We start from the raw sequence: 22,199 nt of genomic DNA on the forward strand, positions 1-22,199 counted from the left end.
CCCTCCGATTCAACAGTTTTCAAAAATAGTATATCCGAGGACCTCCTTAAATGTCGAAATGAGTATGTGACTACATAACCTTTCTGACAATAAGGAGGTCACTCTTTATCCGTTAGACGACACCAATAACTGAACTCTAATTGGCAGTTGATCGACTCAAAAAGAATTAACGAATGACTTCCCTATTTAAATGAAGTGCAAGCTTTTATAAACGAAGAAGATATTATTGAGCGATAAGGTGAATATGCTGTTTATTCAAATTGAAGGTGGTGGATCAATGAAAATGAAAGCAGTTCAAATTCCAGAAGCACATGTCATTACGATTACCGATCGAGACATTCCGCAAATTCAGAACGATTATGCTGTTCAAATTAAAGTGAAACAAGTCGGCATTTGCGGATCAGATATGCATATTTACCATGGAACGAATCCGCTTGCGACCTATCCGAGAATTGTTGGTCACGAAGTTGCAGGTGAGATAATTGGAGTAGGTTCGGCAGTTCGGCAACTTCAAATGGGTGACCATGTTGTTATTGAACCCATTCGGTATTGTGGGAAATGCTATGCTTGTCGTAAAGGACGTCATAATGTTTGTTCTCAGTTATCTGTACTTGGCGTTCATGAAGACGGTGGCATGCGTGAAGTTATCGTATTACCTGAAAAACAAGTACATAAGGTGGATGCTTCTCTGGAGTGGGACGAAATTATGATGGCAGAACCTTACACAATTGGGGCGCAGGCAGTGTGGCGCGGGAATGTTCAAGAAGGCGATACTGTACTGATTCAAGGAAGTGGTCCAGTAGGCATCTGTATTTTGAAAATGGCAAAGCTTGCTGGTGCAACTGTGATTATGACCGACTTGAATGGTGGACGTCTTCAGTTTGCGAAAGAAAATGGTGCGGATTATATCATAAATGCCAAGGAAGAATCAGTTGTTGAGCGGGTGTTCGAGATGACCAATGGTGAAGGAGCAAATGTTGTTATTGATGCTGTTTGCATACCATCAACATTTGAACTAGCCGTTAAAGTTGCAAGTGCAGCGGGAACGGTTGTAGTCCTTGGATTCGATGAGCATCCTTCATCGATTTCTCAACTTCCAATTACAAAAAAGGAATTGACAATTGTCGGTTCTAGATTACAGACCAATCAGTTTGGAAAAGTAGTCATGTTATTAAATGAGGGAAAATTGACGCATAATGGTTTAATTACGCATAAGTTTCCGTTGGAACAGGTGCAGGAAGCATTTACATTTGTTGAAAATAACCCTGACCTTGTACGTAAAGCATGTATTATTTTTGATTAAATAGAATTAACATGATTCCCGGTTGTAAGTTATTTAATAAAGAAATTTCGAGACAGCGTGGAGTGTGCTGATAAATTCTTCGCTTCGGAAAAAAAGGGGATGGATGATTTTGAACATGACGTTTCGTTGGTATGGAAGGGAGAACGACACGGTATTGCTCGATCAAGTAAAACAAATTCCTGGCGTTAAGGGAATCGTTTGGGCATTGCATGAAAAACCAGTAGGAGAAGTCTGGTGTTCGGAAGAGATTGAGCAGGAAGTGTCTTATATTAATTCCTACGGTTTTCATGCAGAAGTTGTTGAAAGTGTTAATATCCATGAAAGCATTAAATTAGGTTTACCAGAACGGGAGCAGTTAATCGAAAACTATAAGCAGACTATCCGTAATTTAGCAGATGCAGGTGTAAAGGTAATCTGCTATAATTTCATGCCGATTTTTGATTGGATTCGGACAGATTTATTTCATCCACTTCCTGATGGATCGACAGCTTTATTTTATGAAAAAGCAATGATTGATTCAATTACGCCAGAAGAGCTTGTTAAAATGTTCTATTCTTCTTCCGATTTGACGTTACCCGGTTGGGAACCCGAGAAAATGGAGCGTATAACAGAGCTATTTGCTGCTTATCAAGATATTGATGAAGAGCGACTATGGACAAATCTTGCCTACTTTTTGGAAGCAATTTTACCTGTTGCAGAAGAGTGCGAAATTCAAATGGCTATTCATCCTGATGATCCGCCGTGGTCGATATTTGGATTGCCACGAATTATGACTGGTGAAGAAAGTCTGAAACGTTTATTAGCTATTTCAGACTCACCCTCGAACGGTATCACGCTATGTACAGGCTCATTAGGCGCAAATCCAGAAAACAATATGGTTGAACTGGTTGTCAAATATGCTAAGTATTCACCGTTTTCCCATATAAGGAATGTGAAGATTTATGAAAATGGTGATTTCATCGAAACATCGCATTACACTACCGACGGCTCAATTGATGTCACAAATGTTGTAAAGGCACTAGCAAATAGTCAATATAATGGATATGTGCGCCCAGATCATGGTCGTCATATTTGGGATGAATCATGTCGACCCGGCTACGGTTTATATGATCGAGCAATGGGGATCATGTACTTACTGGGCTTATGGGATGCATTCCAAACTCAAGATTAGGAGGGATTAGCTTGCTACCAATACATACAAATTTGGAAAATCGTGTGGCAGTCATTACAGGAGGAAGTGGTGTGTTGTGTTCGAAAATGGCGTTAGAGCTTTCACGCCATGGTGTCAAAATTGCAATTCTGAATCGGACGAAAGAAAATGGGGAACAGGTCGCGCAAGAAATTATTAATTCGGGTGGACAAGCAATTGCTTTAGCTGCAAATGTATTGGATAGGGAATCATTGCAAAAAGCAATGGTTGATGTGTTGAGTGAATTTGGTCGCATTGATATATTAATTAACGGGGCAGGTGGAAACCACCCTGATGCAATTACGTCTGAAGAAACTTATAAAGGAAACGAAATAGGAAAATCGTTTTTTGATTTAGAAGAAGACGGATTCAGCCAAGTTTTTGCTAGTAATTTTACAGGTACTTTTTTAGCGAGCCAAGTATTTGGAAAAGAGTTATTAAAACAACCATCACCCATTATCATAAACATATCTTCAATGAGTTCCTATTCACCGATGACGAAAGTACCCGCCTACAGTGCTGCAAAAGCAGCAGTAAATAACTTTACAATGTGGATGTCTGTTCATTTTGCAGAAACAAATTTGCGCGTCAATGCGATTTCGCCTGGTTTCTTTTTAACAAGCCAAAATCGGGATTTACTATTAAGTAAAGACGGTAGCTACACAGAGAGGTCGGAAAAAATTATTAGCAGCACGCCGATGAAGCGTTTTGGTAAACCAGAAGATTTACTAGGAACCTTACTTTGGCTAATAGACGAATCTTATTCTGGTTTTATTACAGGTATTACTGTTCCCGTAGATGGCGGTTTCATGGCTTATTCAGGTGTGTGAAAATGTAGAATGGGTTAGTGATGAATTGGACCATCTTGGGGATTGTTAATTTTATTTACATGATTGGAATTATTATGGAACATTTTTGAAAATCTTCATGATGACTTGCTTGTTGAGTATCTCTGCGAGGAATTATTCAATGAATACAATTAAATTACATAACATTGAGGCAGAAACCCGGTTAGATAGATGATTCCGGGTTTTTTGAATTTTTGAATTGTCATAAATTTACCGCACATAGGAACATTTTTAAAAACCCTAAGGTTCCTTGGATGGAAGAAATTCCCTCGGAAGTAGCCTGTGTGATTAAACCATTGATTGATCTCCGGACTTTCAATATCATTCAAAAACTCCATGCATATCCACCTCAGTTTGCATGACATTTACTTAAAATCTAACCTTCTTTTTCAACAAATCAAGCATAGCGCCACGAATACTCATCGAAGCAAACAGTGCGAAATGTCCTATCCCTTCCTCATAACGAGTCCAAGCCTGCCACAATGCAACACGACCCGCCTACCGAAAACTTTTATGATCATGGTAAATATTGAGTTGTCTAATAGCTACAGAAATCATCGGTTCATATTGCGTAAGTACTTCTGCACACTTTTTCAAAATACGGCCCTTTTGACCGTGCACGATACAATTTATTCCCGGATGAACTAATCGTAGAATATTATCTGAACCGAGTCGAACCGTCAAAATTCAAGAATGCTTGGGTAAATTTAAAAAATGCTATTATTTAAAATCCGGGTTTAATCATGTTTGTTGGCATTGGGAATGTGTTTTATAAAGGGAGGAGTGGGTTATAAATGTTATAGATAAGGTATAGACTGGGCTCTTTTATTAAATAAAGGCTTTTATAATAAACTTAATATTACAACTTGACATTATTATTTCTATACTCTATTATTGGGTTATCAAATGAACACATGATGTGAATATGAACAAATCGTGAATTCGAAAGGGTGAGTACTTCATTAAATGGAAAATAAAAGGTTAATGATTCAGGTTTGTCATATGTATTACGAGTTAAATATGACACAACAAAAGATTGCCAATCAAATAGGGATTTCAAGAATGTCGATTTCCAGACTACTGCAGAAAGCTAGAGATGAAGGAGTAGTATCTATCAAAGTCAATTATGATGGTGCCTTCTTGGATATTGAGGAGAAGCTTGTAAATAAGTTTGGTATTAAAAAAGCAGTTGTTTGTGTAAATGATGATGAAGACGATTTAAAGGAAATCTTAGCCTCCTCAGCAGCAGATTTTTTAAAATACCATATAAAAAAGGGAATGACTATTACGATCGGTTGGGGAACTACTTTAAGTAATATTTCAAAGTATATCGATGGAATAGATGATTTGGACCTTTTATTTATTCCGATGATCGGAGGGCATGGTGGAAGTTCGTTAGATTTGCACTCTACTCAAATCGCATCTAATTTAGCAAAAAAAACAGGCGGGGAAATATTGCCTTTATTAGCCCCAGCAATGGTTGAAACATTTGAGGAGAAAAGTGCAATTCTTTCTAATCCTTTTGTTTCATCAGCATTAGAAAAAGCGGCGACAGCAGATGTTGCTATTTTGAGTCTTGGTTCGCCATTATCAACTAATCCAACAATTATTAAATCAGGTTATTTTACGGAAGATGAAATTGATGGATTTAAAGCTGAAAATGCGGAATGCGACATAGTTTCAATCGCTTATATTAATCGGGATGGATATGAATGTAATACTAATATTTCTAAGAGAAGTATCGGGATTACAAAAGAACAACTTAAGGGTATACCTTGTAAGATTTGTGTTGTGGGTGGAAATGACAAACACTTCGCCACTAAATTGGCTTTGGAACATGGCTTTATTGATGTACTTATAACCAATATAGATACTGCCAATTTTTTATTAGAATCCTAGGTTGATTTACTACCAAACTTTTGAAAGCGTATTCATTTTAAAACATTTTGAAAAGGAGAGGGAAATTATGAAGAAGGTACGTATTTTGGTTTCTTGTGGGAGCGGGGTTGCAACAAGTACAGTGATTGCAAACCGAGTGAGGGATGTATGTGAAAAGAGTGGCTACGATGCTAGTGTTACGCAGGTAAAGATTGTTGAAGTTGAAAATAGAGCACGGGATTTTGATTTAATAGTTAGTAGTGCTCAGGTTCCATCGAGTGTGGATACTCCTTCAGTGCTTGCGATTAATTATCTAACTGGAATAAATAGAGAAAAAACAGATCAGGAAATTTTAGATGTATTGGATTCGCTTTAATTAAAACTAGCCATATATATTACAATGTTAGCTTGGAGGGACAGAGATTGGAAACAATTAAAATTAAGGATGATTTGGAATTTTCGAGGGTAGTTTTAGGTTTATGGCGATTAAAAGACTGGGGTATGAACAAAAACGAACTTTTTAGATTTGTTGAAGAATGTATGGATTTAGGGATTACAACTTTTGACCATGCAGATATTTATGGTAATTACACTGTTGAAGGTATTTTCGGGGAAGCTATGGCACAAAACCCATCGTTAAGGGAAAAAATGCAGATTATTACCAAGTGCGATATCGTGTATCCTTCTGAAACAGTAAGAGTGAAATATTATGATACCAGTGAAGAGTATATTATTTCGCAGGCTGAGAGATCACTGAAAGAACTTAAAACTGATTATATTGACCTATTTTTATTGCATAGACCAGATCCATTTATGAATCCGGAAGATGTGAGCAAAGCGTTCACGAAACTAAAAAATGATGGAAAGGTAAGGCATTTTGGAGTATCAAATTTCAAACCCCAAGATTTTCGAATGTTGGAGACATATCTAGAAGTTCCATTAGTGACGAATCAAGTTGAGGTTTCACCGCTACAACTTGAAAACTTTGAAAATGGCGCTATCAATTTATGCATAGAAAAGAAAATACATCCAATGATTTGGTCTCCATTAGCAGGAGGGAGAATCTTCACTGGTGATTCAGAGAGAGAGCGGCGTGTTAGAGAGACACTGGAAGTTGTACGAGATGAAATTGGTGCAGATTCAATTACCCAAGTCGTTTTTGCTTGGTTATATTCTCATCCTGCAGGTATGATTCCGATTACTGGTTCGGGGATTTTGGATTATGTTAAAGCTCCAATTTCGGCATTAAACTACCGATTAACGAGAGAGCAGTGGTTTATGATCTGGACAGCATCGATTGGACATAAGGTTCTTTAAGAAAAACCCTTGAAAGGGGATAGAAGTATGGGAGTTCTTGATTGGATTTTAAGTTTGGGTCCTAGTGTTATGTTACCCATCATCATTTTCGTGTTTGGATTAATTATGGGAGCGGGTTTTTCCAAGTCCTTTAGATCTGGTATTTTAATCGGTGTTGGTTTTGTGGGTATTAATTTGGTTATCAATTTACTTACATCAGAACTTGGCCCAACAGCCCAACAAATGACGAAAAACCTGGGATTAGAATTGACCATTATTGATATAGGTTGGCCTGCGATGGCATCTATCACTTGGGCGTGGTCGGCAGCAGCTTTATCAATTCCACTAGTTTTGGTAGTAAACATAATCATGCTCACCTTTAAATTGACGAAAACAATGAACGTTGATATATGGAATTATTGGCAATTTGCATTTGTAGGTGCTGCAGTAGCGGCTTTAACAGGTAGTTTACCTCTAGGACTTACTGCTGTTGCATTAATTGCGGCATTAGCGTTTGTATTGGCAGATTATACACAGCCATACGTTGAAAAGTATTTTGGATTGCCAGGTATCTCGTTTCCGCATTTAACGGCTCTTGGTTTTTTACCGATTATCATACCATTAAACTGGTTATTGGACAGAATTCCTGGCATCAATAAACTGAATGCCAATCCCGAAACCATTCGGAAAAGATTTGGAGTCTTTGGAGAACCCCTTGTTATGGGCTTAATTATTGGTATTGGTTTAGGCGTATTGGCGGCATTACCTATTAACGAAATTCTTCAAATCGGGATTGCAATGGCCGCTGTTATGTATTTAATGCCGAAAATGGTTGCTATTCTAATGGAAGGACTTATCCCAATTTCAGAAGCCGCAAGAGAATTTTTGAACAAGAAATTTGGCGACAGAAAAATCTTTATCGGATTGGATGCTGCAATATCTTTAGGTGAGCCTTCTGTTATTGCAGTTGGTTTACTGCTTGTACCTATTACGATTTTGTTAGCTTTTGTTATTCCTGGAAATAATGTTTTACCTTTTGCCGATCTTGCAGTTATTCCTTTTATTGTTTGTTTAATAGTTGCATTGTCTAGAGGGAATATTATTCGATCCCTGATTATTGGTACTGTTGTCATGTCTTTTGTACTGTTGTTTGCAACCGATTTATCACCTGCTGAAACTCAAATGGCCATTAATGCAGGTATCGATATGCCGGATGGTGCTACACAAATCGGCAACTTAGATAGAGCAAATTTCATTTCATGGTTATTTGTAAAAGTGTTTTCATTGTTTAGATAATGACTCTATCCCAAATTAATAAACTGCTAGATTAAGATTTAATTACATTAAAATTTAGAATAGGGAGTGTAGGGAAATGGAAAAAACAGAATTTTTAAGTCATGTTGATCATTCACTTTTAAAACCCAATCTAACTCATGATGAGGTTTTAAAAGGTTTGGAGTTTGCCAGAGATCATAATTGTGCAGCTGTCTGCATCAATCCTGTCAATTTGGATTTGGCGAAAAAAATATTAGAAGGTACAGATGTTAATATTGGTACTGTTGTTGGATTTCCTAATGGTATCTCTACAACGGAAACAAAAGTATTTGAAACAAAAGATGCATATGCACGTGGTGCGGTAGAGATAGATATGGTGATTGACGTTGGCGCACTTCGTAGTGGGGAATATGAGCGCGTCAAAGAAGATATTAAAGCAGTTGTAGATGCAAGTCCTGCAATTGTTAAAGTGATTTTAGAAACGGATTACCTTACAGATGAAGAAATTGTTATTGGATCAAAATTAGTAGAAGATGCCGGAGCCCACTATGTTAAAACATCCACCGGGTTTACGCCAATAGGGGCAACACTCAAAAATATTGAGTTAATGAGAGCAACTGTTTCTGATAATGTTAAAGTTAAAGCCGCCGGTGGGATTAAAACGCTAAGTGATGCTTTAGCGATGATAGAAGCAGGCTCCGATCGAATTGGAATCAGTAAAACACAAGAAATGTTGGACGAATTAAGTATATTAAAATAAAAACAATGATTATTTTTCGAGGAAAATGAATAGTTTAGTTCCAGCGTATAAAATACAAAGGAACTAAACTATTATCATCTTAATAGTGAGGAGTTTAATCATGAATATTATCCTAGCAGGTGGTATAAACGAGAATAAGTATACTAAAATCTCTGATGAGCTAAAATCGGAGTTTAAAACAAAAGGAATTACGGTTCATACATCATATGTAAATACTTACAATGATAAAGATTTAACTAAATTCGAATTAGACATGGATTTAGTCGTCACTTTAGGGGCTACCAACCAGTTAACAACAACCTTACCTGTTGTTGATGGAATGGGGCTACTCTATCCATGGATGGGGAAAGAAAAAGTATTGAAGGAAATTGGAAGTCTTCAAAAACAATAGGATTTCTCTTATAATATAGGTGGAAATAATTGAGTTCGCGAAACGCCACTTTAGCAGAAATAGTGAGGAGGGAGAACTGTTGGTGAAGCTAATACTGCGTGAATCCAATATCCTACAAAATCTAGATGTAAGTACTAAAGATGAAGTGTTGGAGGTTATGGCAAGGAACTTGTTGAAGAATGGATATGTTAAAGAGACCTTTCCAGTTGCCGTCATGGAAAGAGAAAAATCATATCCGACTGGCCTTCCTACTGCAGGTGTCCAAGTTGCAATACCTCATACAGATATTGAGCATGTCATCAAGAAAACAATTAGTGTTGGTATTCTAGAAGAACCTGTAGACTTTTCTATGATGGGCGGGAGCGGAGATACTGTCCCAGTCAAGTTAGTATTTATGTTAGCTATGGATGAAGCCGAATCTCAACTTGAATTATTACAAAAGATGATGGGCATCATTCAGGATGCAAAGCTGTTGGAATATATTGTTTCTGAAAAGGATAAAGCAAATATCGTAAATATATTAAACTCAGAACTTGGTTAATGAATTACGTCGACGACTCACTACAAAAAGAATTAATAGCAAAAAATAATTGCATAAAAATTAAAAGGGGGTTCGACAAACTTATAAAATTGTCGAATTCTTTTTTTGATTTTTATTCCAGAACCATTATTTATTTTGGTTTATTTATCTAAAGGACCTTAATTATTGGGGATATCCTTTACGAATGGAAAGAGTATGTATTGTTCTAGGTATATGGTATCCTTGCGATAAACAAAGAGGAAAAGCATAAGAGGAGGCGGATGTAAATGGAAAACCATGACACGATCTCAGATGTAGAGTTCGATCGGATTTTTGATGCGCAGACAGAAGAAATAAATGAGCAATTAAAGGGTGAAATTTTAATAGCCATGATTGGTGATGTAAATGCAGGGAAATCATCTACGATTAACCGCTTGATGGGCGAGGAGGTTGCCGCAGTTGGTGCGAAGCCTGGAGAAACGAAGGACGTCAAGAAGTATATCTATAAAGACCAAATCGTATTTGTCGATACACCGGGATTGGATGATATTCAAAGTGAGCATTCAGCGGTGACCATGGAGTATTATAAAAAAGCAGATATTGTGTTATTTTTCTTAAATGCGGCCGGAACGGTTTTATCTGAAACGGAGTTAGCTTCTTTTAAAAAAATTGCCAAAAGCAATAAAGCAATCATTTTTGTTTTGAATAAGATTGACGCAGCCGAGGATATTGGAGGTTTAGTGAAATACATACAGGATCATACGAATTATGATTACGCAGTTGCCCCGGTATCTTCCAAAACCGGCGAAAACTTTGGTATGTTGCAAGATGAAATTTTGAAATTATTAGTGATTGTGGGAAAAGATATCAAAATGGGAAAGCATATGGCGGATAAATCCCGCACAGCTAATAAGTGGATTTTGGCGGCCGGGGCTTCGGCGGCTACAATTGGCGCAATACCAATCCCAGGTGCTGATTTTGTTCCGTTGACCACACTGCAAGTAGGTCTTATGTTACGCTTGTCCACATTATATGGTAAGCCAATTTCCAAAGATAATGCGAAAGAGTTAATTCTCGCAACAATTACGGGGAACATAGGGAAAACTATTTTCCGTCAAATTGTAAAAATTGTACCTGGGGCAGGGACGGTTGTAGGCGCAAGTGTTGCAGGCGGAATGACCCTAGCACTGGGCTATGCTGTAAAATATGCACATGAAAACAACATCGAGCTGACTTCAGAAGCACTGGCCCCGATTTATAAGATGTTTTTGAATAAAAAGTAGGAAGCCAGATTGCTTAATAAAGAGCCAGCTATTGAAGAGAATAGCGTAAGGCTTTGCAACCTGAGTGCCAATATAAATAGAAAAATAGAATAACTTTTTGTATAGTAGCCATACGCAAACTTGCATGATACTAGTATACAGGAGGTTATTTTTATTTTTAATTATGAAGTTCTATGACGACTCGTTCTACTGGCCCTTTCCCGCAAGTATCTTGGGCTGAGAGAAATGGATAGGACGGATTCGCGGAACAGCTTGGACAATTAGCCTTCTTCAACTTGCTAACATCAATCGACGCTCGTTCACCCGACGACAAATTAATGATACTCAACTAACTGGGAGTATTGCGGTGTAGGTTACGAGTGAAGAAAAATATTTGAAGCAGTAAAAGCGAATCCTTTCCTAGTGTATAGTATTATGATAGATGAAAATATTAGGAGGGAATGGCTATTAAAACGAAAATTAGTACGGATTATTATATCGGAAATGAATTGCACGAATTTGATTCGATGTATGGGTATAATCAAGAATATAGGTTACAAACAAATGAAATCCCCTCACTGTGGAGATATATGGACTTTACAAAGTTTTTGAGTATGATAGACTCGGGAACTCTGTTCTTTTCAAAACCAAAATATTTTGTTGATCCGTACGAGGGAAGTTTCTCTAAATACGATTTAGAGAATATTATCCAAATGAATATTTTTGATGATGACTATACGCTTAGGGACTATGTGCAGGAATTAAATGAACATGCGGCAGTTATTTGTTGGCATATGAACGACTCTGAATCAGCCGCTATGTGGGATTTGTATTTGTCTGCAGTAGATGGAATAGCTATTAAAACAAATTATAAAAAATTGAGTATGAGTATTACGGATAGTAGATTCCGAACCTATGCTGGAAAAGTACAATATATTGATTACGAAAAGGATATGGCTAGTAACAATGTATTTGAGACGCTGTTCTATAAAAGAAAATCTTTTAGTCATGAGAATGAATTAAGGTTGGTAGTGTTTGCTGATCCAATTATTGAGGATGGCGGAAATTTGAACGCTTGGGAGACTATGAATGAAAGATATGAAGGGACGACAAAATTGGACCATGAAGGTGGATCGAATATTTCAGTAGATATTTCTAAAATGATTGAAGAAATATACATTGCTCCGTCAGCACCAGGTTGGTTAAAACCTTTGGTAGAATCAATATTAAGTAAATATGATTTATCTGAAATTCCAGTTAAACAATCCAGACTATATGATAATTTAGTCTATTAGTATTCATTTATAGCACGTTTCAAAAATTGAATAGATATTAAGTGAAAATGTCTTAATAAGGGGCGTTCTTTTTTGATACGCAACTAACTGCTGGCTTTAGTGGAGTATGAAAAGAAGGATTCCTTCCTCATTTGTCGAATTGTGATGGCATATGATATTTGGGACGAGGCGCTTAAGGGAATAAACGATATGGAAAAGCGCAGTCTCTGTCATGGGGAATGCGCTCTTTTCAATAACAATACCTTGGTATAATGCACCATTTTTAATCTTAATCTTAATCTATATTATTAACCACTCTACTTCTTTTCTCCTTCGCTAGAATTACAATAACCGTTATTATCCCGACTAGAATAAACACAGTCCATGGAATCATTTTATTAACTGTGCCGCCGAGATCATAGAGCACACCACCCAATAAACTTCCTACGAGTCCTCCAATTGCTAGTGCTAAGCCGTTAAAACCAAAATACGATGCAGTAAGTGAAATTGAAGCTACTTCGGAAATTTCCTTGCTAATCATAGGCTGAAGAAACATTTGACCGAAAGCAAATATGATAACACCAAGGTAAATACCAATAACATTTGGTGTTATTCCTATAAAAAATAAGCCTAGTGTTAGAAAGAAACAACCTAAGGCAATTAGAAAAAGAGAAGAGAATCGATTGGTTAAAAAGTTGATTAGTGGAACCTGGAAGAAGACAATGACAAACGCACCTGAACTATAAATATAGCCAATATTATTATCTATACCGAGCCAATCCATTTTTATTGGAACTGCAATGTACAATTGTGAAAAAAGGAACCAAACAAAAATCATTAAGATTGTAAACGTCATGAATCTTTGATTCGTTACGATTTCTTGTAAATCTTCTAATACCGTCGGATGAGTACTATCTGGCTCTGGCTTAGAGGAGGGTAATCCAATGATACTCACAATGAGGACAAGGATAAACATAATGCCAGAAACCAAGCAAATGATTTGAAAGTCTATTTTCAACAAAAATGCACCAACTACTGGACCAACAATAAAACCTACATTACTTAGCATATCTCTAGTTGAATAAATAATAGAGCGATTATTGGGTGTTGATAGTACCGTGTAGAGCCCATAGCTTGATGGATGAAACAATGCGCCACCAAGGCCTGAAAGGATTGCAGCAAATAAAAGACCTGGGATGTTGTCGACTAGACCAAACATGATAAAGCCAATAGAACGGATGAGAACACCGATACAAATTAATAATTTATAACCAATCCGATCGGAAATTATACCGCCCCACAGTTGAAATGCTTGTTGGAAAAAGCTACGAACCCCTATGATAAGTCCAACTACTGTTGCAGATAGGACCAGGTTTTCTAATAGGTGAACAGCCAAAAGTGGAATAATCATGTAAAAACCAAGTGCCATCATTAGCGTATTAATAAGTAATATCCATAACGCGGCTGGAAAATCTTTATAATTCTGTAGCAATTTCATATGTTGTCCTTTCGTTTAACAATATGTATTCCGCATTAATTGGCTATTAATCCTAAACGAGAAGAGACTTCGAAGGAAACGGAGAATTGGAAGTGGGGGGAAATTGAAAATTGTAGGCACAAACTAACCGTCAGTCGGGGGAATGACCCCCGCTGATGGAAGAAGTTTCACTCTATTATCTCATAAACATACCGCCATTTATTTCAATCGTTTCACCTGTAATAAAGTTGCCTAAATCAGAAACTAGGTATAGCACTGCCCCAGCCACATCCGCAGATTCTCCTCCGCGACCGACTGGAATTGATTTCACAGCGTTTTCTCTGCCTTCTGGAGTATTGAATGTTAGATGGAAAGGTGTATTATCAATAAAGCCCGGTGATACAGCGTTTACATTGATTTCGTATCCAGCTAACTCCTTTGCTAGAGCCTTAGTAAATGTCATTACGGCTCCCTTTGAAGCTGCATATGCAGACGCACCAGGCCCACCACCATTATGAGCAGCTAAGGATGACATGTTTACGATCCTTCCACCCGCTTCTTTCAGTAATGGAAGTGCATGCTTTGTAACTAGGAAAGTACTAGTCACATTGACGTCCATTACTTTATGCCATAGCTCCGTACTCATTTCTTCTATCGTAGCCCGCTCTACTAAATGCCCAGCGTTATTTACTAAAATATCTATTTTATTATGAAAGTAGCTCGCTGCCTCAGCCATTAGGTTTTTTATGTCTTCTTCTTCTAGTACGTCTGCTTGAATAGCAATCGCATTTCTTCCCAAATCCAATATTTCCTTAACAACCTCATCTGCTCCATCTTTGTTTTGACCATAATGAACGATAACATCGGCTCCAGCTTTTGCTAACGCTAACGCAATCCCTCTACCAATTCCAGTTCCTCCACCAGTGACAAGTGCCTTTTTTGAATTTAAATTTATCATTCTATCCATCCTCCCATTATTTTATAAGTTTCTAATATATCCAGTTGCTTCTACCTTTAGAAATGCGTTTTGGGAACACTTCATATAGAGAAGTGCTGCTAAGCTTATCCCGCAAAGTAAAAATAAAATTGGAATATATGTAGCAATGAAATAAACTAAAATCGTACTTAATGTTAGCCCGATTGAAATGTGCGGCATCGTAATGGCAATCATTACTGATAAGCGTACTCGATTCGAACGAGTCATCTCATAATGAACATTCATCGGCATAAGAATCATAGTTGCTAATAAATAGATTAATAGAATACTTATCAAAATTGCCCCAATAATAAAGCTAAATGTGTTTTGATAATTAAACAAAATACGAATGTCATAGTAAAGAAATAGCCCAATTAATATCCAAAACAAACCCGTTAATTGGCTTTTAAAAATCATGGTTCGATAGGAATTCCAAAAGGTCTTGAAGATGTTAACGTCTCCATCCTGTAAGCGCTTTCTAAATACGGCAAACATAGCTAAGGTTGAAGGGATGATACCAAATAGACCCAAACCAATTACAGTACCAACAAGCCAGAGTAGCTGTATAATTAAAAGTAGGTAGATCCATTCGCTAATGACTGAAAAACGTCCCATTATCTGCTCCAATTGATTCGCTCCCTACAAAAATAAATTAAACTATAATCCTAGTAGATCCTTGCGAATTGGTGTGAATGTATCGATTAGAATCCCTTTTTCTAAAGCTATTACTCCATGTTTCTTGTTACTCGGGATAACTAATGTCTCACCAGCTTTTACAATCTGGTCCTCTCCATCAATCGTAAAATGAAATTTACCTTGAAGACAGTAGGTTAATTGTTCATTTGAATGACTATGCTTTAACCCTTCAGCCCCTTTCTCAAAGTGAACTTCCATCATCATTACACTTTTTCCAGGGGGAAATATCTTTCTTACTATCCCCGGTTCTGCGTTCTCCCATTTACCAATCATATTCATACTCCTTTCAGGATTGAAGATGATGTTCAAGTCAATCTTAGCAAAGGATGTATCATAATTGCTTCGTTTATTTTTGTATTGTTATCGTTTTTTTTTGGTAGGAGAGAGAATAATAATAACTAAGGCCCGGCTAATCCATACTCTTAAATACTTATCTCCCTAAAGAATCATATTCTATTATTGGAATTTCCATCTCCACTATAGTTCCAGCCCCTTGTTTAGAAGTTACCTTTAATTCATACTCTTCACCAAAAATAAGCTGAATTCTCCTGCTCACATTACTTAAACCTATTCCCATATTTCCACGGACTTCATTTTTATCTAACATAGTTTGAATTTCATTCAATCGCTCAGGGGAGATGCCACTTCCATTATCAATAATTTGGATAACTAGAAAATTGCTTCTCTTTCTAGCACGGATCGTAATGGTGCCTTCATAGCGAAGTTTTCGTAACCCGTGTTGAAATGCATTCTCAACAATTGGCTGTAAGGAAAGCTTTACCACTTCTGCATCGTGCGCTTCAGGAGCAATATCATAAATGACATGTAACTTTTTTTGAAAGCGATGCTCCATGACAATCATAAAATTTTTCACATGTTCAATTTCGCTATCTACTGTCACCACTTCTAAATTACGCAAGGAATAACGAAACATTTTTGATAATGCTGAAGCCATATCTGATATTTCTTCCGCATCGTTTATTACTGCGTAAGAACTTATTGTTTCCAAGGTATTATGTAAAAAATGTGGGTTAATTTGTGATTGCAATGCTTGAAGCTCAATATGCTTTTTCTCTAGTAGAACAGCTTTATTTTTAAGCTCTGATTCATATAAATTATCAACGAGATTTGCTAGCTCCGTAACCATTTTGTTATAGCTCGAGACAACACTGCTTATCTCGTCCGTTCCTTTTAAAGGCTTAATCTGTTCCCATTCTCCTACTTCTAGTTTTTTCATTCCTTGCTGGACCTTTCGCAATGGAGAAACAATATCTTTTGCAAATGCAAAGGAGATAAGAAGTGCAACGAACAGTGAAGTAATAATAGCAATAATTGCCGTATTTTGAATACTTGAGATGGGCTCAAAAATTACATCTGTCGGTTGCATTGCAACTAATGTCCATTCTGTTTGAGGGGATTGGTTAAAATAAAATCCCATCTCTTCTCCTTCCCAATCATCCATAAAAGTTTTTACTGTTTCATCCTTAAATTTTGAATGAAAATCCTCTCCTATATATTTGCCTAACCAGTTTTTATCTGGATGATAGACAATCCTTCCATCTTTATCGAAAATCCATAATGAGGTGCCATTTTTAAATTGAGCGATATTCCATAGATTCTCTAGTGAGGAGGCATCGATCTCAATCCCTAAAATTCCATTTGGTACAAATGACAAGTTTCCTCTAACTCTACGCACTATACTGATAACATTTTTATTATTGTAAGTACTTTCATTAGATAGTATGCTTATTTTCCCTTTTTCTGGTGTGTTTCGAACTTCTGCATTATACAGATTTTTTGAGGCAAGTGGGTCTTCTCCACTAATATAATAATCACCTGACAAAACGTATTGACCCGTTTCTGCTAATAGATAGATAAGATTAATATGTTGATTTTCCACCATAACTTGATGCATTTCTTTTTTTATTTCCCTTGAATAATAGTACTTATCAAAATGATTATCTACTGATGAATCAAGAAGTCCTTTAACCTCTTTGTTCATGAGTAAAGGTAGTGTAGCAAGCTCCATATTTTGAATGAAGATATCTGTCTGATAACTGGCATTTTCTACAATGTACTCTAAATTTACTTTGGATTGTTCTCTTATTTCATTTGCAGTATGGCTATAAATGAGCCAAGTAATCAATGTAATTGCTACAAGAATAACAATAGAGAAATAGAGTAAGAGTCTTTGTTGAATATTCAATCGATACATGAAACTAATTCACTCCCATTTTTTTACGAAACTCTGATGGGGTTTCTCCTGTATATTTTTTAAATGTTTTTGTAAAGTGTGGGTGGTCATTTAGTCCAATATAGTAAGGAATATCAATAACTCTTATATCCTTTCGCAGTAATAATTCTTTTGCCTTTTCCATTCGCAGTCCAATTCGATATTTCACAAACGTTTCCCCGGTTTCTTTCTTAAATAACTGACTAAAATAAGAAGCATTCAGCCCGAGCTTAGCAGCTACCTCATTCAAACTAATTTCCGTTTCAATATTTTCAGCGATAAATTCTTTTGCAGTTTGAATAGGGTCGATTTCATTACCTCTTCGTTTATGCTCTAGTATTTTGATAATCTCTCTACATTTGTCTAGAAACATTTGATTTGCTAAATTCTTACTCGTGCCATTTATTTCCCACTGAAAAGCTTGTAATAATTGACTTCCCTTATTTTTAATCCTATGGAATAAGACTTCCATAATATGAGATAGAATATTACAATAGTATTTAACTGAAATCGATCTGGCTTCTAAACTAGCTTGCCATTTACCGAACAGATAGATCACTTCTTGCTCGTCCAAAGTCCAGATAGACTGCTCAAGCTGTTGCAGGATTTCTTCTATTTCATTGGCACCAATATAATCGGATTCATTTTCCTTTAAGCCTTCAATACAGCTGACAATTGTGTCAAGAAGTGTTTGTCTTGTAATCGGTTTTAATAAATACTCTTTAACACCATAGGATATTGCTTGCTGGGCAAATTCAAAACGATCATAACCTGATATGATTATCCATTGTGCATGTGCTTGCTGCCCGCGCCACCCCTCAATTAAAGCCAGTCCACTCATTTCTCCACCTTCTATATCTGTAAAAATAATATCAAATTGTGTTTTCTTGAGATAGGGAATGGCATCCTCAGCATAATCTACCTCTATAATCGACTGTGGTTTAAAGCTTTCGTGAATGGTTTTCAGCATTTTCTTTAATTTTAGCCGTGTCATTGGCTCATCTTCAATAATTAAAACCTTCATTCCAACACCCCTCCTACGAAAATAAAAACGTTGTTAATCGTTGTTATTGATTGTATAACAATTTGTCGATTATGTCTAAATCTTAAAAATACTATAAATACGATCGTGAATTTCTTAGCAAACGATTTGGAATTTTATTGAACAGGCTAAAAAAAACACATATCCTCCAAAATCTATCCCATAGATGAAAACGCTTTCATTCCCTAGACTAAGTTTAAGGTTATAAGAAAGGGAGGAATCGATGTGAAAAAAACATGGGCAGCAATTATGAAGCATAAAGCACTTTACTTTATTGCGCTTCCAGGGATATTATTCTTTGTTGTTTTTAAATATATTCCAATGATAGGATCTGTTATTGCTTTTCAAGATTACAACATTTTTAAAGGGTTTTGGGGTAGCCCATGGGTTGGATGGGCTCAATTTGAAAAGATGTTTCAATACTCCGACTTCCTGCGCATCCTAAAGAATACATTACTAATCAATTTTTACGATTTGATTTTTGGCTTTACAGCACCAATTCTTTTAGCGCTTATGTTGAATGAGGTACGAAAAGTACTGGCTCAACGAATCATTCAAACCGTTGTTTACATGCCACATTTTCTTTCATGGGTTATTATTAGTGGAGTTTTTATTGGGATATTATCCCCTTCTACTGGATTAATCAATACATTATTAAATGCAATTGGAGTAGACTCTGTATATTTTTTAGCTGATGAAAGCTATATTCGGTCCATTATTGTCGGCTCAGGTATGTGGCGAGATACTGGCTGGGGAACGATTATTTATCTTGCTGCCCTTGCTGGGATAAATCCACAATTATATGAAGCTGCTGAAATTGATGGGGCAAATCGTTGGCAGCAAACATTGAAGATTACCTTACCGACACTGCTCCCGACAATTATGATGCTACTTTTACTCCAAGTCGGCAACTTCCTAGATTTCGGATTTGAAAGGGTAGATGTTTTTCTAAACCCATTTAATAGGGTAAATGGAGAGATTTTTGATACATATATTTACAAGGCAGGTTTATTAAATAACCAATATAGCTATACCACTGCAATTGGTATTTTTAAATCTGTTGTAGGGTTAATATTAATCGTTGGAGCGAACTTTTTAAGTCGGAAAACAACAGGTAGTAGTCTATATTAGAAAGGAATGATAAAACGATGGCTATCAAAACAAGTAAAGCACGGAAGGTCTTTCTATTTTCAAATATGACCATTCTAATTATTATCTCAATCGTTATGCTATTACCTTTTATTCATGTTTTTGCACAGTCATTCAGTAGTTCTACTGCAATTGATCAGGGAAGAGTTAGTTTTCTCCCGGTTGAGTTTACCTTGGATAACTACAGCTTTGTATTCCAAGATGCTAGTATTTGGCGCTCCTTTGGGGTGACAATATTTATCACCGTAGTCGGGACAATTATAAACTTAGTCGCTACTGCATCTTTAGCATATCCTTTATCCAGAAGAGAACTTAAAGGACGGAAATTCCTATTATTAATGGTTCTGTTCACAATGATTTTCTCTGCGCCATTAATCCCTACATTCCTTGTTGTACAGTCACTAGGTTTACTAGATACAGTTTGGGCATTAATTTTTCCGACAGCAATCAGTGCATTCAATTTATTCGTGATGCGATCCTTCTTTATGCAAATTCCACAAGAGCTAATAGAGGCTAGTCGAATTGATGGGATGGGTGAGCTACGAATTTTATTTCAGGTAGTTTTGCCACTATCCAAGCCAGCACTCGCAACACTTGGGATTTTCTATGCAGTTTTTCATTGGAACACCTACTTTAATGCACTAATGTACATCGAGAACAGAAATTTGTACCCATTACAGATTAAATTAAGAGAAATGATTGTAGATGAGTCCTTTATAGCTGATCCTACATCTAACTTCTATACAGCGATTATGTCCTCTTCACCTGAGGGAATTAAAATGGCGACAATTATTATTGCAACTGTACCGATTCTGTTAATCTACCCATTTCTACAGCGACACTTTTTAAAAGGGTTTATGCTTGGTAGCTTAAAGGATTGAGTATTAAAATATGTTTTAAACTTTTCAAAGTTCTAAAAAAAGTACAATGACACCTAAAAATAGACTACTTCACTTCGTTTTTTAGTGTGCTAATCTAACTAATGTAAGCGCTTACGATATAAAATTTCAAGGGAGGATCAATTATGAAGAATAGAAAATGGCTATTTATATTTGTTCTGGTAATGTTAACAGCTTTCATTGCAGGTTGCACGGAGGAAACTGAGGGTAAAAGCGAGCGTGGGAACGAGAACGAATCTGCTCCAGATAATTCTTTTTCGATTGCTATGAGGACATTAGGAACACCATATGTTGAGAGTCACCCAGAGATAAATGATGATAAATTTGTAAAAGAGATGGAAAGGTTATCAAACACCGATCTTCAGATTCGTCTCGTCCCACATAATGAATATGTAGAGAGAATGACCTTAATGCTTACGTCAAATAATGTTCCAGATGTTCTTCAAGCTAGTGGTGGTGTGCTTGGACCAGAACTTGCTGGTGGTGTGGAGGCTGATGCTTTCTTACCGCTTGACGATTTAATAGCAGAACACGGTCCAAATCTTCTTGAAAAAATTCCACAAGAAGCATGGGACTCTGTAACGTATGACGGAAAAATTTATGCTATTCCAGATTTTCTATCGAATCCTTCTCGTCGAGGTACAGCAATTCGTATGGATTTACTTGAACAAACTGGATTGGAAGTGCCACAAACAATAGATGAATATTTAGAAGTGCTTCGAGCATTTAAGGAGCTAGGGGTTGAACATCCTTACCAAGGCCGCGAGAAATTTAAGTATTCCGATACATTCTTCGGTGCCTTTGATGCATTTCCATATCAATATGAACTGTATGAAGGCCAGGTTGTCCCTAAGTTCATGGCAGGAGATAAGATAAAGGATGCCCTTACGTTTTATAATACATTGTACAAAGAGGGACTTCTATCACAGGAGTTTCTAACAACCCAACAGCCTGAATATCGAAGCAACATTATATCTGGTAAGGTTGGTCTTTGGTCCATGAACGCCGAAGAGGTAAATTCATGGGAACAGGAAATTCAGAATAATGTACCAGAGGCAGAGGTTGCTATTATTCCTTCCCCGACAGGTCCTGATGGGAAAGGCGGATATTATTGGTATGGAAGTACTACACGTTCATTCCTCATTAATGCAGAAACAGAGGTTGATCCTTCAGTTATCATTAAATTCTTTGACTGGCAATTAACAGAAGAAGCCGAAAGATTATTTACCTACGGTATTGAGGATGACACATATACGCTGAACGCCGATGGAACAGTAAATTACGAAATACCAGAAGATACAAATCTACTAAATGCACAGCATTTTTTAAACAGATGGTTATGGATGGTTAAGGATTCTACGTATAACGAGGGAATCTTGGAATTAACTGAGGAAGGCCAGGAGCTGATTCACGTCTTTGATGAAGTATTACAAAATGAAGGCCGTGATAGTATCCAGTTCACACCACCTCTGGAAATATATAGTAGTAACCCAGAGATTAGCCCAGGAAGTGATACCCCGTCGGATATTTGGATGACTGGAGCCGCAAAAATCATCTTAGGTCAAGAGCCAATTGATCATCATGATAAAGTGATTGAAGAATGGTTAAGTAAAGGCGGTACTCAAGCTATTGAGGAAGCTACGGAACGTTATAATAACAAGGATGGTGTCCAGTTACCAAGAACAAATTGGTGATGTAATAGTTAATAATCACTTATCCCCACTTAGAGAT

The 22,199-nt window shown here is 36.8% G+C and carries 22 protein-coding genes; 15 read left to right on the top strand and 7 right to left on the bottom strand.

Annotated features, from left to right (window positions below):
* The first annotated feature begins 283 nt into the window (after positions 1-283).
* The 3 genes from AC25Y1_RS05200 to AC25Y1_RS05210 all read left to right on the top strand — a co-directional run bounded on the left by AC25Y1_RS05200 (position 284) and on the right by AC25Y1_RS05210 (position 3,322).
* Entirely contained in the window at positions 284-1,303 is a 1,020-nt protein-coding gene (locus AC25Y1_RS05200) for a zinc-binding alcohol dehydrogenase family protein (protein WP_488147032.1), read from the top strand.
* Between the two features lie 109 nt (positions 1,304-1,412).
* Positions 1,413-2,474 (top strand): mannonate dehydratase, encoded by a 1,062-nt coding sequence (gene uxuA / locus AC25Y1_RS05205; protein WP_488146891.1) that lies wholly within the window; start codon positions 1,413-1,415, stop codon positions 2,472-2,474.
* 11 nt (positions 2,475-2,485) lie between these two features.
* Positions 2,486-3,322: an SDR family oxidoreductase gene (locus AC25Y1_RS05210; RefSeq protein ID WP_488146892.1), complete on the top strand. Its 837-nt coding sequence runs from the start codon at positions 2,486-2,488 to the stop codon at positions 3,320-3,322.
* A gap of 387 nt (positions 3,323-3,709) precedes the next feature.
* On the opposite strand, the gene AC25Y1_RS05215 is transcribed toward AC25Y1_RS05210, so the two are convergent.
* Positions 3,710-3,823 (bottom strand): hypothetical protein, encoded by a 114-nt coding sequence (locus AC25Y1_RS05215; RefSeq protein WP_488146893.1) that lies wholly within the window; start codon positions 3,821-3,823, stop codon positions 3,710-3,712.
* A 483-nt stretch (positions 3,824-4,306) separates the two neighbouring features.
* On the opposite strand from AC25Y1_RS05215, the gene AC25Y1_RS05220 reads away from it, so the two are divergent.
* From AC25Y1_RS05220 to AC25Y1_RS05260, 9 genes are all read left to right on the top strand, one after another.
* Complete coding sequence (locus AC25Y1_RS05220) at positions 4,307-5,239, top strand: sugar-binding transcriptional regulator (RefSeq protein ID WP_488146894.1); 933 nt, start codon at positions 4,307-4,309, stop codon at positions 5,237-5,239.
* A 67-nt stretch (positions 5,240-5,306) separates the two neighbouring features.
* The gene (locus tag AC25Y1_RS05225; RefSeq protein WP_488146895.1) at positions 5,307-5,594 is read left to right on the top strand and encodes a PTS sugar transporter subunit IIB; all 288 of its coding nucleotides are present in this window, start codon (positions 5,307-5,309) and stop codon (positions 5,592-5,594) included.
* Positions 5,595-5,641: 47 nt separating this feature from the next.
* Positions 5,642-6,535, top strand: coding sequence for an aldo/keto reductase (locus tag AC25Y1_RS05230; protein WP_488146896.1), 894 nt, complete (start codon positions 5,642-5,644; stop codon positions 6,533-6,535).
* 27 nt (positions 6,536-6,562) lie between these two features.
* Positions 6,563-7,810 (top strand): PTS galactitol transporter subunit IIC, encoded by a 1,248-nt coding sequence (locus AC25Y1_RS05235; protein WP_488146897.1) that lies wholly within the window; start codon positions 6,563-6,565, stop codon positions 7,808-7,810.
* Between the two features lie 76 nt (positions 7,811-7,886).
* On the top strand, positions 7,887-8,549 hold the full coding sequence (deoC, locus tag AC25Y1_RS05240) for a deoxyribose-phosphate aldolase (RefSeq protein ID WP_488146898.1): 663 nt from the start codon (positions 7,887-7,889) through the stop codon (positions 8,547-8,549).
* Between the two features lie 100 nt (positions 8,550-8,649).
* Positions 8,650-8,940 carry a hypothetical protein gene (locus AC25Y1_RS05245; RefSeq protein ID WP_488146899.1) on the top strand — a complete coding sequence of 97 codons (291 nt, stop codon included), beginning with the start codon at positions 8,650-8,652 and terminating at the stop codon, positions 8,938-8,940.
* Positions 8,941-9,022: 82 nt separating this feature from the next.
* Positions 9,023-9,481 carry a PTS sugar transporter subunit IIA gene (locus AC25Y1_RS05250; RefSeq protein WP_488147033.1) on the top strand — a complete coding sequence of 153 codons (459 nt, stop codon included), beginning with the start codon at positions 9,023-9,025 and terminating at the stop codon, positions 9,479-9,481.
* Between the two features lie 266 nt (positions 9,482-9,747).
* Positions 9,748-10,743: a GTPase gene (locus tag AC25Y1_RS05255; protein ID WP_488146900.1), complete on the top strand. Its 996-nt coding sequence runs from the start codon at positions 9,748-9,750 to the stop codon at positions 10,741-10,743.
* Positions 10,744-11,183: 440 nt separating this feature from the next.
* Positions 11,184-12,017 carry a DUF2971 domain-containing protein gene (locus AC25Y1_RS05260; protein ID WP_488146901.1) on the top strand — a complete coding sequence of 278 codons (834 nt, stop codon included), beginning with the start codon at positions 11,184-11,186 and terminating at the stop codon, positions 12,015-12,017.
* 274 nt (positions 12,018-12,291) lie between these two features.
* On the opposite strand, the gene AC25Y1_RS05265 is transcribed toward AC25Y1_RS05260, so the two are convergent.
* The 6 genes from AC25Y1_RS05265 to AC25Y1_RS05290 all read right to left on the bottom strand — a co-directional run bounded on the left by AC25Y1_RS05265 (position 12,292) and on the right by AC25Y1_RS05290 (position 18,402).
* Positions 12,292-13,494: an MFS transporter gene (locus AC25Y1_RS05265; RefSeq protein WP_488146902.1), complete on the bottom strand. Its 1,203-nt coding sequence runs from the start codon at positions 13,492-13,494 to the stop codon at positions 12,292-12,294.
* Between the two features lie 175 nt (positions 13,495-13,669).
* Positions 13,670-14,431 carry an SDR family NAD(P)-dependent oxidoreductase gene (locus AC25Y1_RS05270; protein WP_488146903.1) on the bottom strand — a complete coding sequence of 254 codons (762 nt, stop codon included), beginning with the start codon at positions 14,429-14,431 and terminating at the stop codon, positions 13,670-13,672.
* A 21-nt stretch (positions 14,432-14,452) separates the two neighbouring features.
* Entirely contained in the window at positions 14,453-15,076 is a 624-nt protein-coding gene (locus AC25Y1_RS05275; RefSeq protein WP_488146904.1) for a YesL family protein, read from the bottom strand.
* Between the two features lie 30 nt (positions 15,077-15,106).
* The gene (locus tag AC25Y1_RS05280) at positions 15,107-15,424 is read right to left on the bottom strand and encodes a cupin domain-containing protein (protein WP_488147034.1); all 318 of its coding nucleotides are present in this window, start codon (positions 15,422-15,424) and stop codon (positions 15,107-15,109) included.
* Positions 15,425-15,575: 151 nt separating this feature from the next.
* Complete coding sequence (locus AC25Y1_RS05285) at positions 15,576-17,351, bottom strand: sensor histidine kinase (protein WP_488146905.1); 1,776 nt, start codon at positions 17,349-17,351, stop codon at positions 15,576-15,578.
* A 13-nt stretch (positions 17,352-17,364) separates the two neighbouring features.
* The gene (locus AC25Y1_RS05290; protein ID WP_488146906.1) at positions 17,365-18,402 is read right to left on the bottom strand and encodes a response regulator transcription factor; all 1,038 of its coding nucleotides are present in this window, start codon (positions 18,400-18,402) and stop codon (positions 17,365-17,367) included.
* A gap of 267 nt (positions 18,403-18,669) precedes the next feature.
* On the opposite strand from AC25Y1_RS05290, the gene AC25Y1_RS05295 reads away from it, so the two are divergent.
* The 3 genes from AC25Y1_RS05295 to AC25Y1_RS05305 all read left to right on the top strand — a co-directional run bounded on the left by AC25Y1_RS05295 (position 18,670) and on the right by AC25Y1_RS05305 (position 22,162).
* Positions 18,670-19,551, top strand: a complete 882-nt coding sequence (locus AC25Y1_RS05295) for an ABC transporter permease (RefSeq protein WP_488147035.1) — start codon at positions 18,670-18,672, stop codon at positions 19,549-19,551.
* Between the two features lie 17 nt (positions 19,552-19,568).
* Positions 19,569-20,450, top strand: a complete 882-nt coding sequence (locus AC25Y1_RS05300; protein ID WP_488146907.1) for a carbohydrate ABC transporter permease — start codon at positions 19,569-19,571, stop codon at positions 20,448-20,450.
* 143 nt (positions 20,451-20,593) lie between these two features.
* On the top strand, positions 20,594-22,162 hold the full coding sequence (locus AC25Y1_RS05305) for an extracellular solute-binding protein (protein WP_488146908.1): 1,569 nt from the start codon (positions 20,594-20,596) through the stop codon (positions 22,160-22,162).
* Positions 22,163-22,199: the final 37 nt, after the last annotated feature.

It is taken from the genome of Sporosarcina sp. Y1009, from assembly GCF_057669865.1.

Bases quoted from the DNA above. Each gene is read 5' to 3' on its own strand.
- AC25Y1_RS05200 (WP_488147032.1), top strand. From the start codon at position 284: ATGAAAGCAGTTCAAATTCCAGAAGCACATGTCATTACGATTACCGAT.
- AC25Y1_RS05220 (WP_488146894.1), top strand. From the start codon at position 4,307: ATGGAAAATAAAAGGTTAATGATTCAGGTTTGTCATATGTATTACGAG.
- AC25Y1_RS05225 (WP_488146895.1), top strand. From the start codon at position 5,307: ATGAAGAAGGTACGTATTTTGGTTTCTTGTGGGAGCGGGGTTGCAACA.
- AC25Y1_RS05235 (WP_488146897.1), top strand. From the start codon at position 6,563: ATGGGAGTTCTTGATTGGATTTTAAGTTTGGGTCCTAGTGTTATGTTA.
- deoC (WP_488146898.1), top strand. From the start codon at position 7,887: ATGGAAAAAACAGAATTTTTAAGTCATGTTGATCATTCACTTTTAAAA.
- AC25Y1_RS05245 (WP_488146899.1), top strand. From the start codon at position 8,650: ATGAATATTATCCTAGCAGGTGGTATAAACGAGAATAAGTATACTAAA.
- AC25Y1_RS05255 (WP_488146900.1), top strand. From the start codon at position 9,748: ATGGAAAACCATGACACGATCTCAGATGTAGAGTTCGATCGGATTTTT.
- AC25Y1_RS05260 (WP_488146901.1), top strand. From the start codon at position 11,184: ATGGCTATTAAAACGAAAATTAGTACGGATTATTATATCGGAAATGAA.
- AC25Y1_RS05265 (WP_488146902.1), bottom strand. From the start codon at position 13,494: ATGAAATTGCTACAGAATTATAAAGATTTTCCAGCCGCGTTATGGATA.
- AC25Y1_RS05270 (WP_488146903.1), bottom strand. From the start codon at position 14,431: ATGATAAATTTAAATTCAAAAAAGGCACTTGTCACTGGTGGAGGAACT.
- AC25Y1_RS05280 (WP_488147034.1), bottom strand. From the start codon at position 15,424: ATGAATATGATTGGTAAATGGGAGAACGCAGAACCGGGGATAGTAAGA.
- AC25Y1_RS05290 (WP_488146906.1), bottom strand. From the start codon at position 18,402: ATGAAGGTTTTAATTATTGAAGATGAGCCAATGACACGGCTAAAATTA.
- AC25Y1_RS05295 (WP_488147035.1), top strand. From the start codon at position 18,670: ATGAAGCATAAAGCACTTTACTTTATTGCGCTTCCAGGGATATTATTC.
- AC25Y1_RS05300 (WP_488146907.1), top strand. From the start codon at position 19,569: ATGGCTATCAAAACAAGTAAAGCACGGAAGGTCTTTCTATTTTCAAAT.
- AC25Y1_RS05305 (WP_488146908.1), top strand. From the start codon at position 20,594: ATGAAGAATAGAAAATGGCTATTTATATTTGTTCTGGTAATGTTAACA.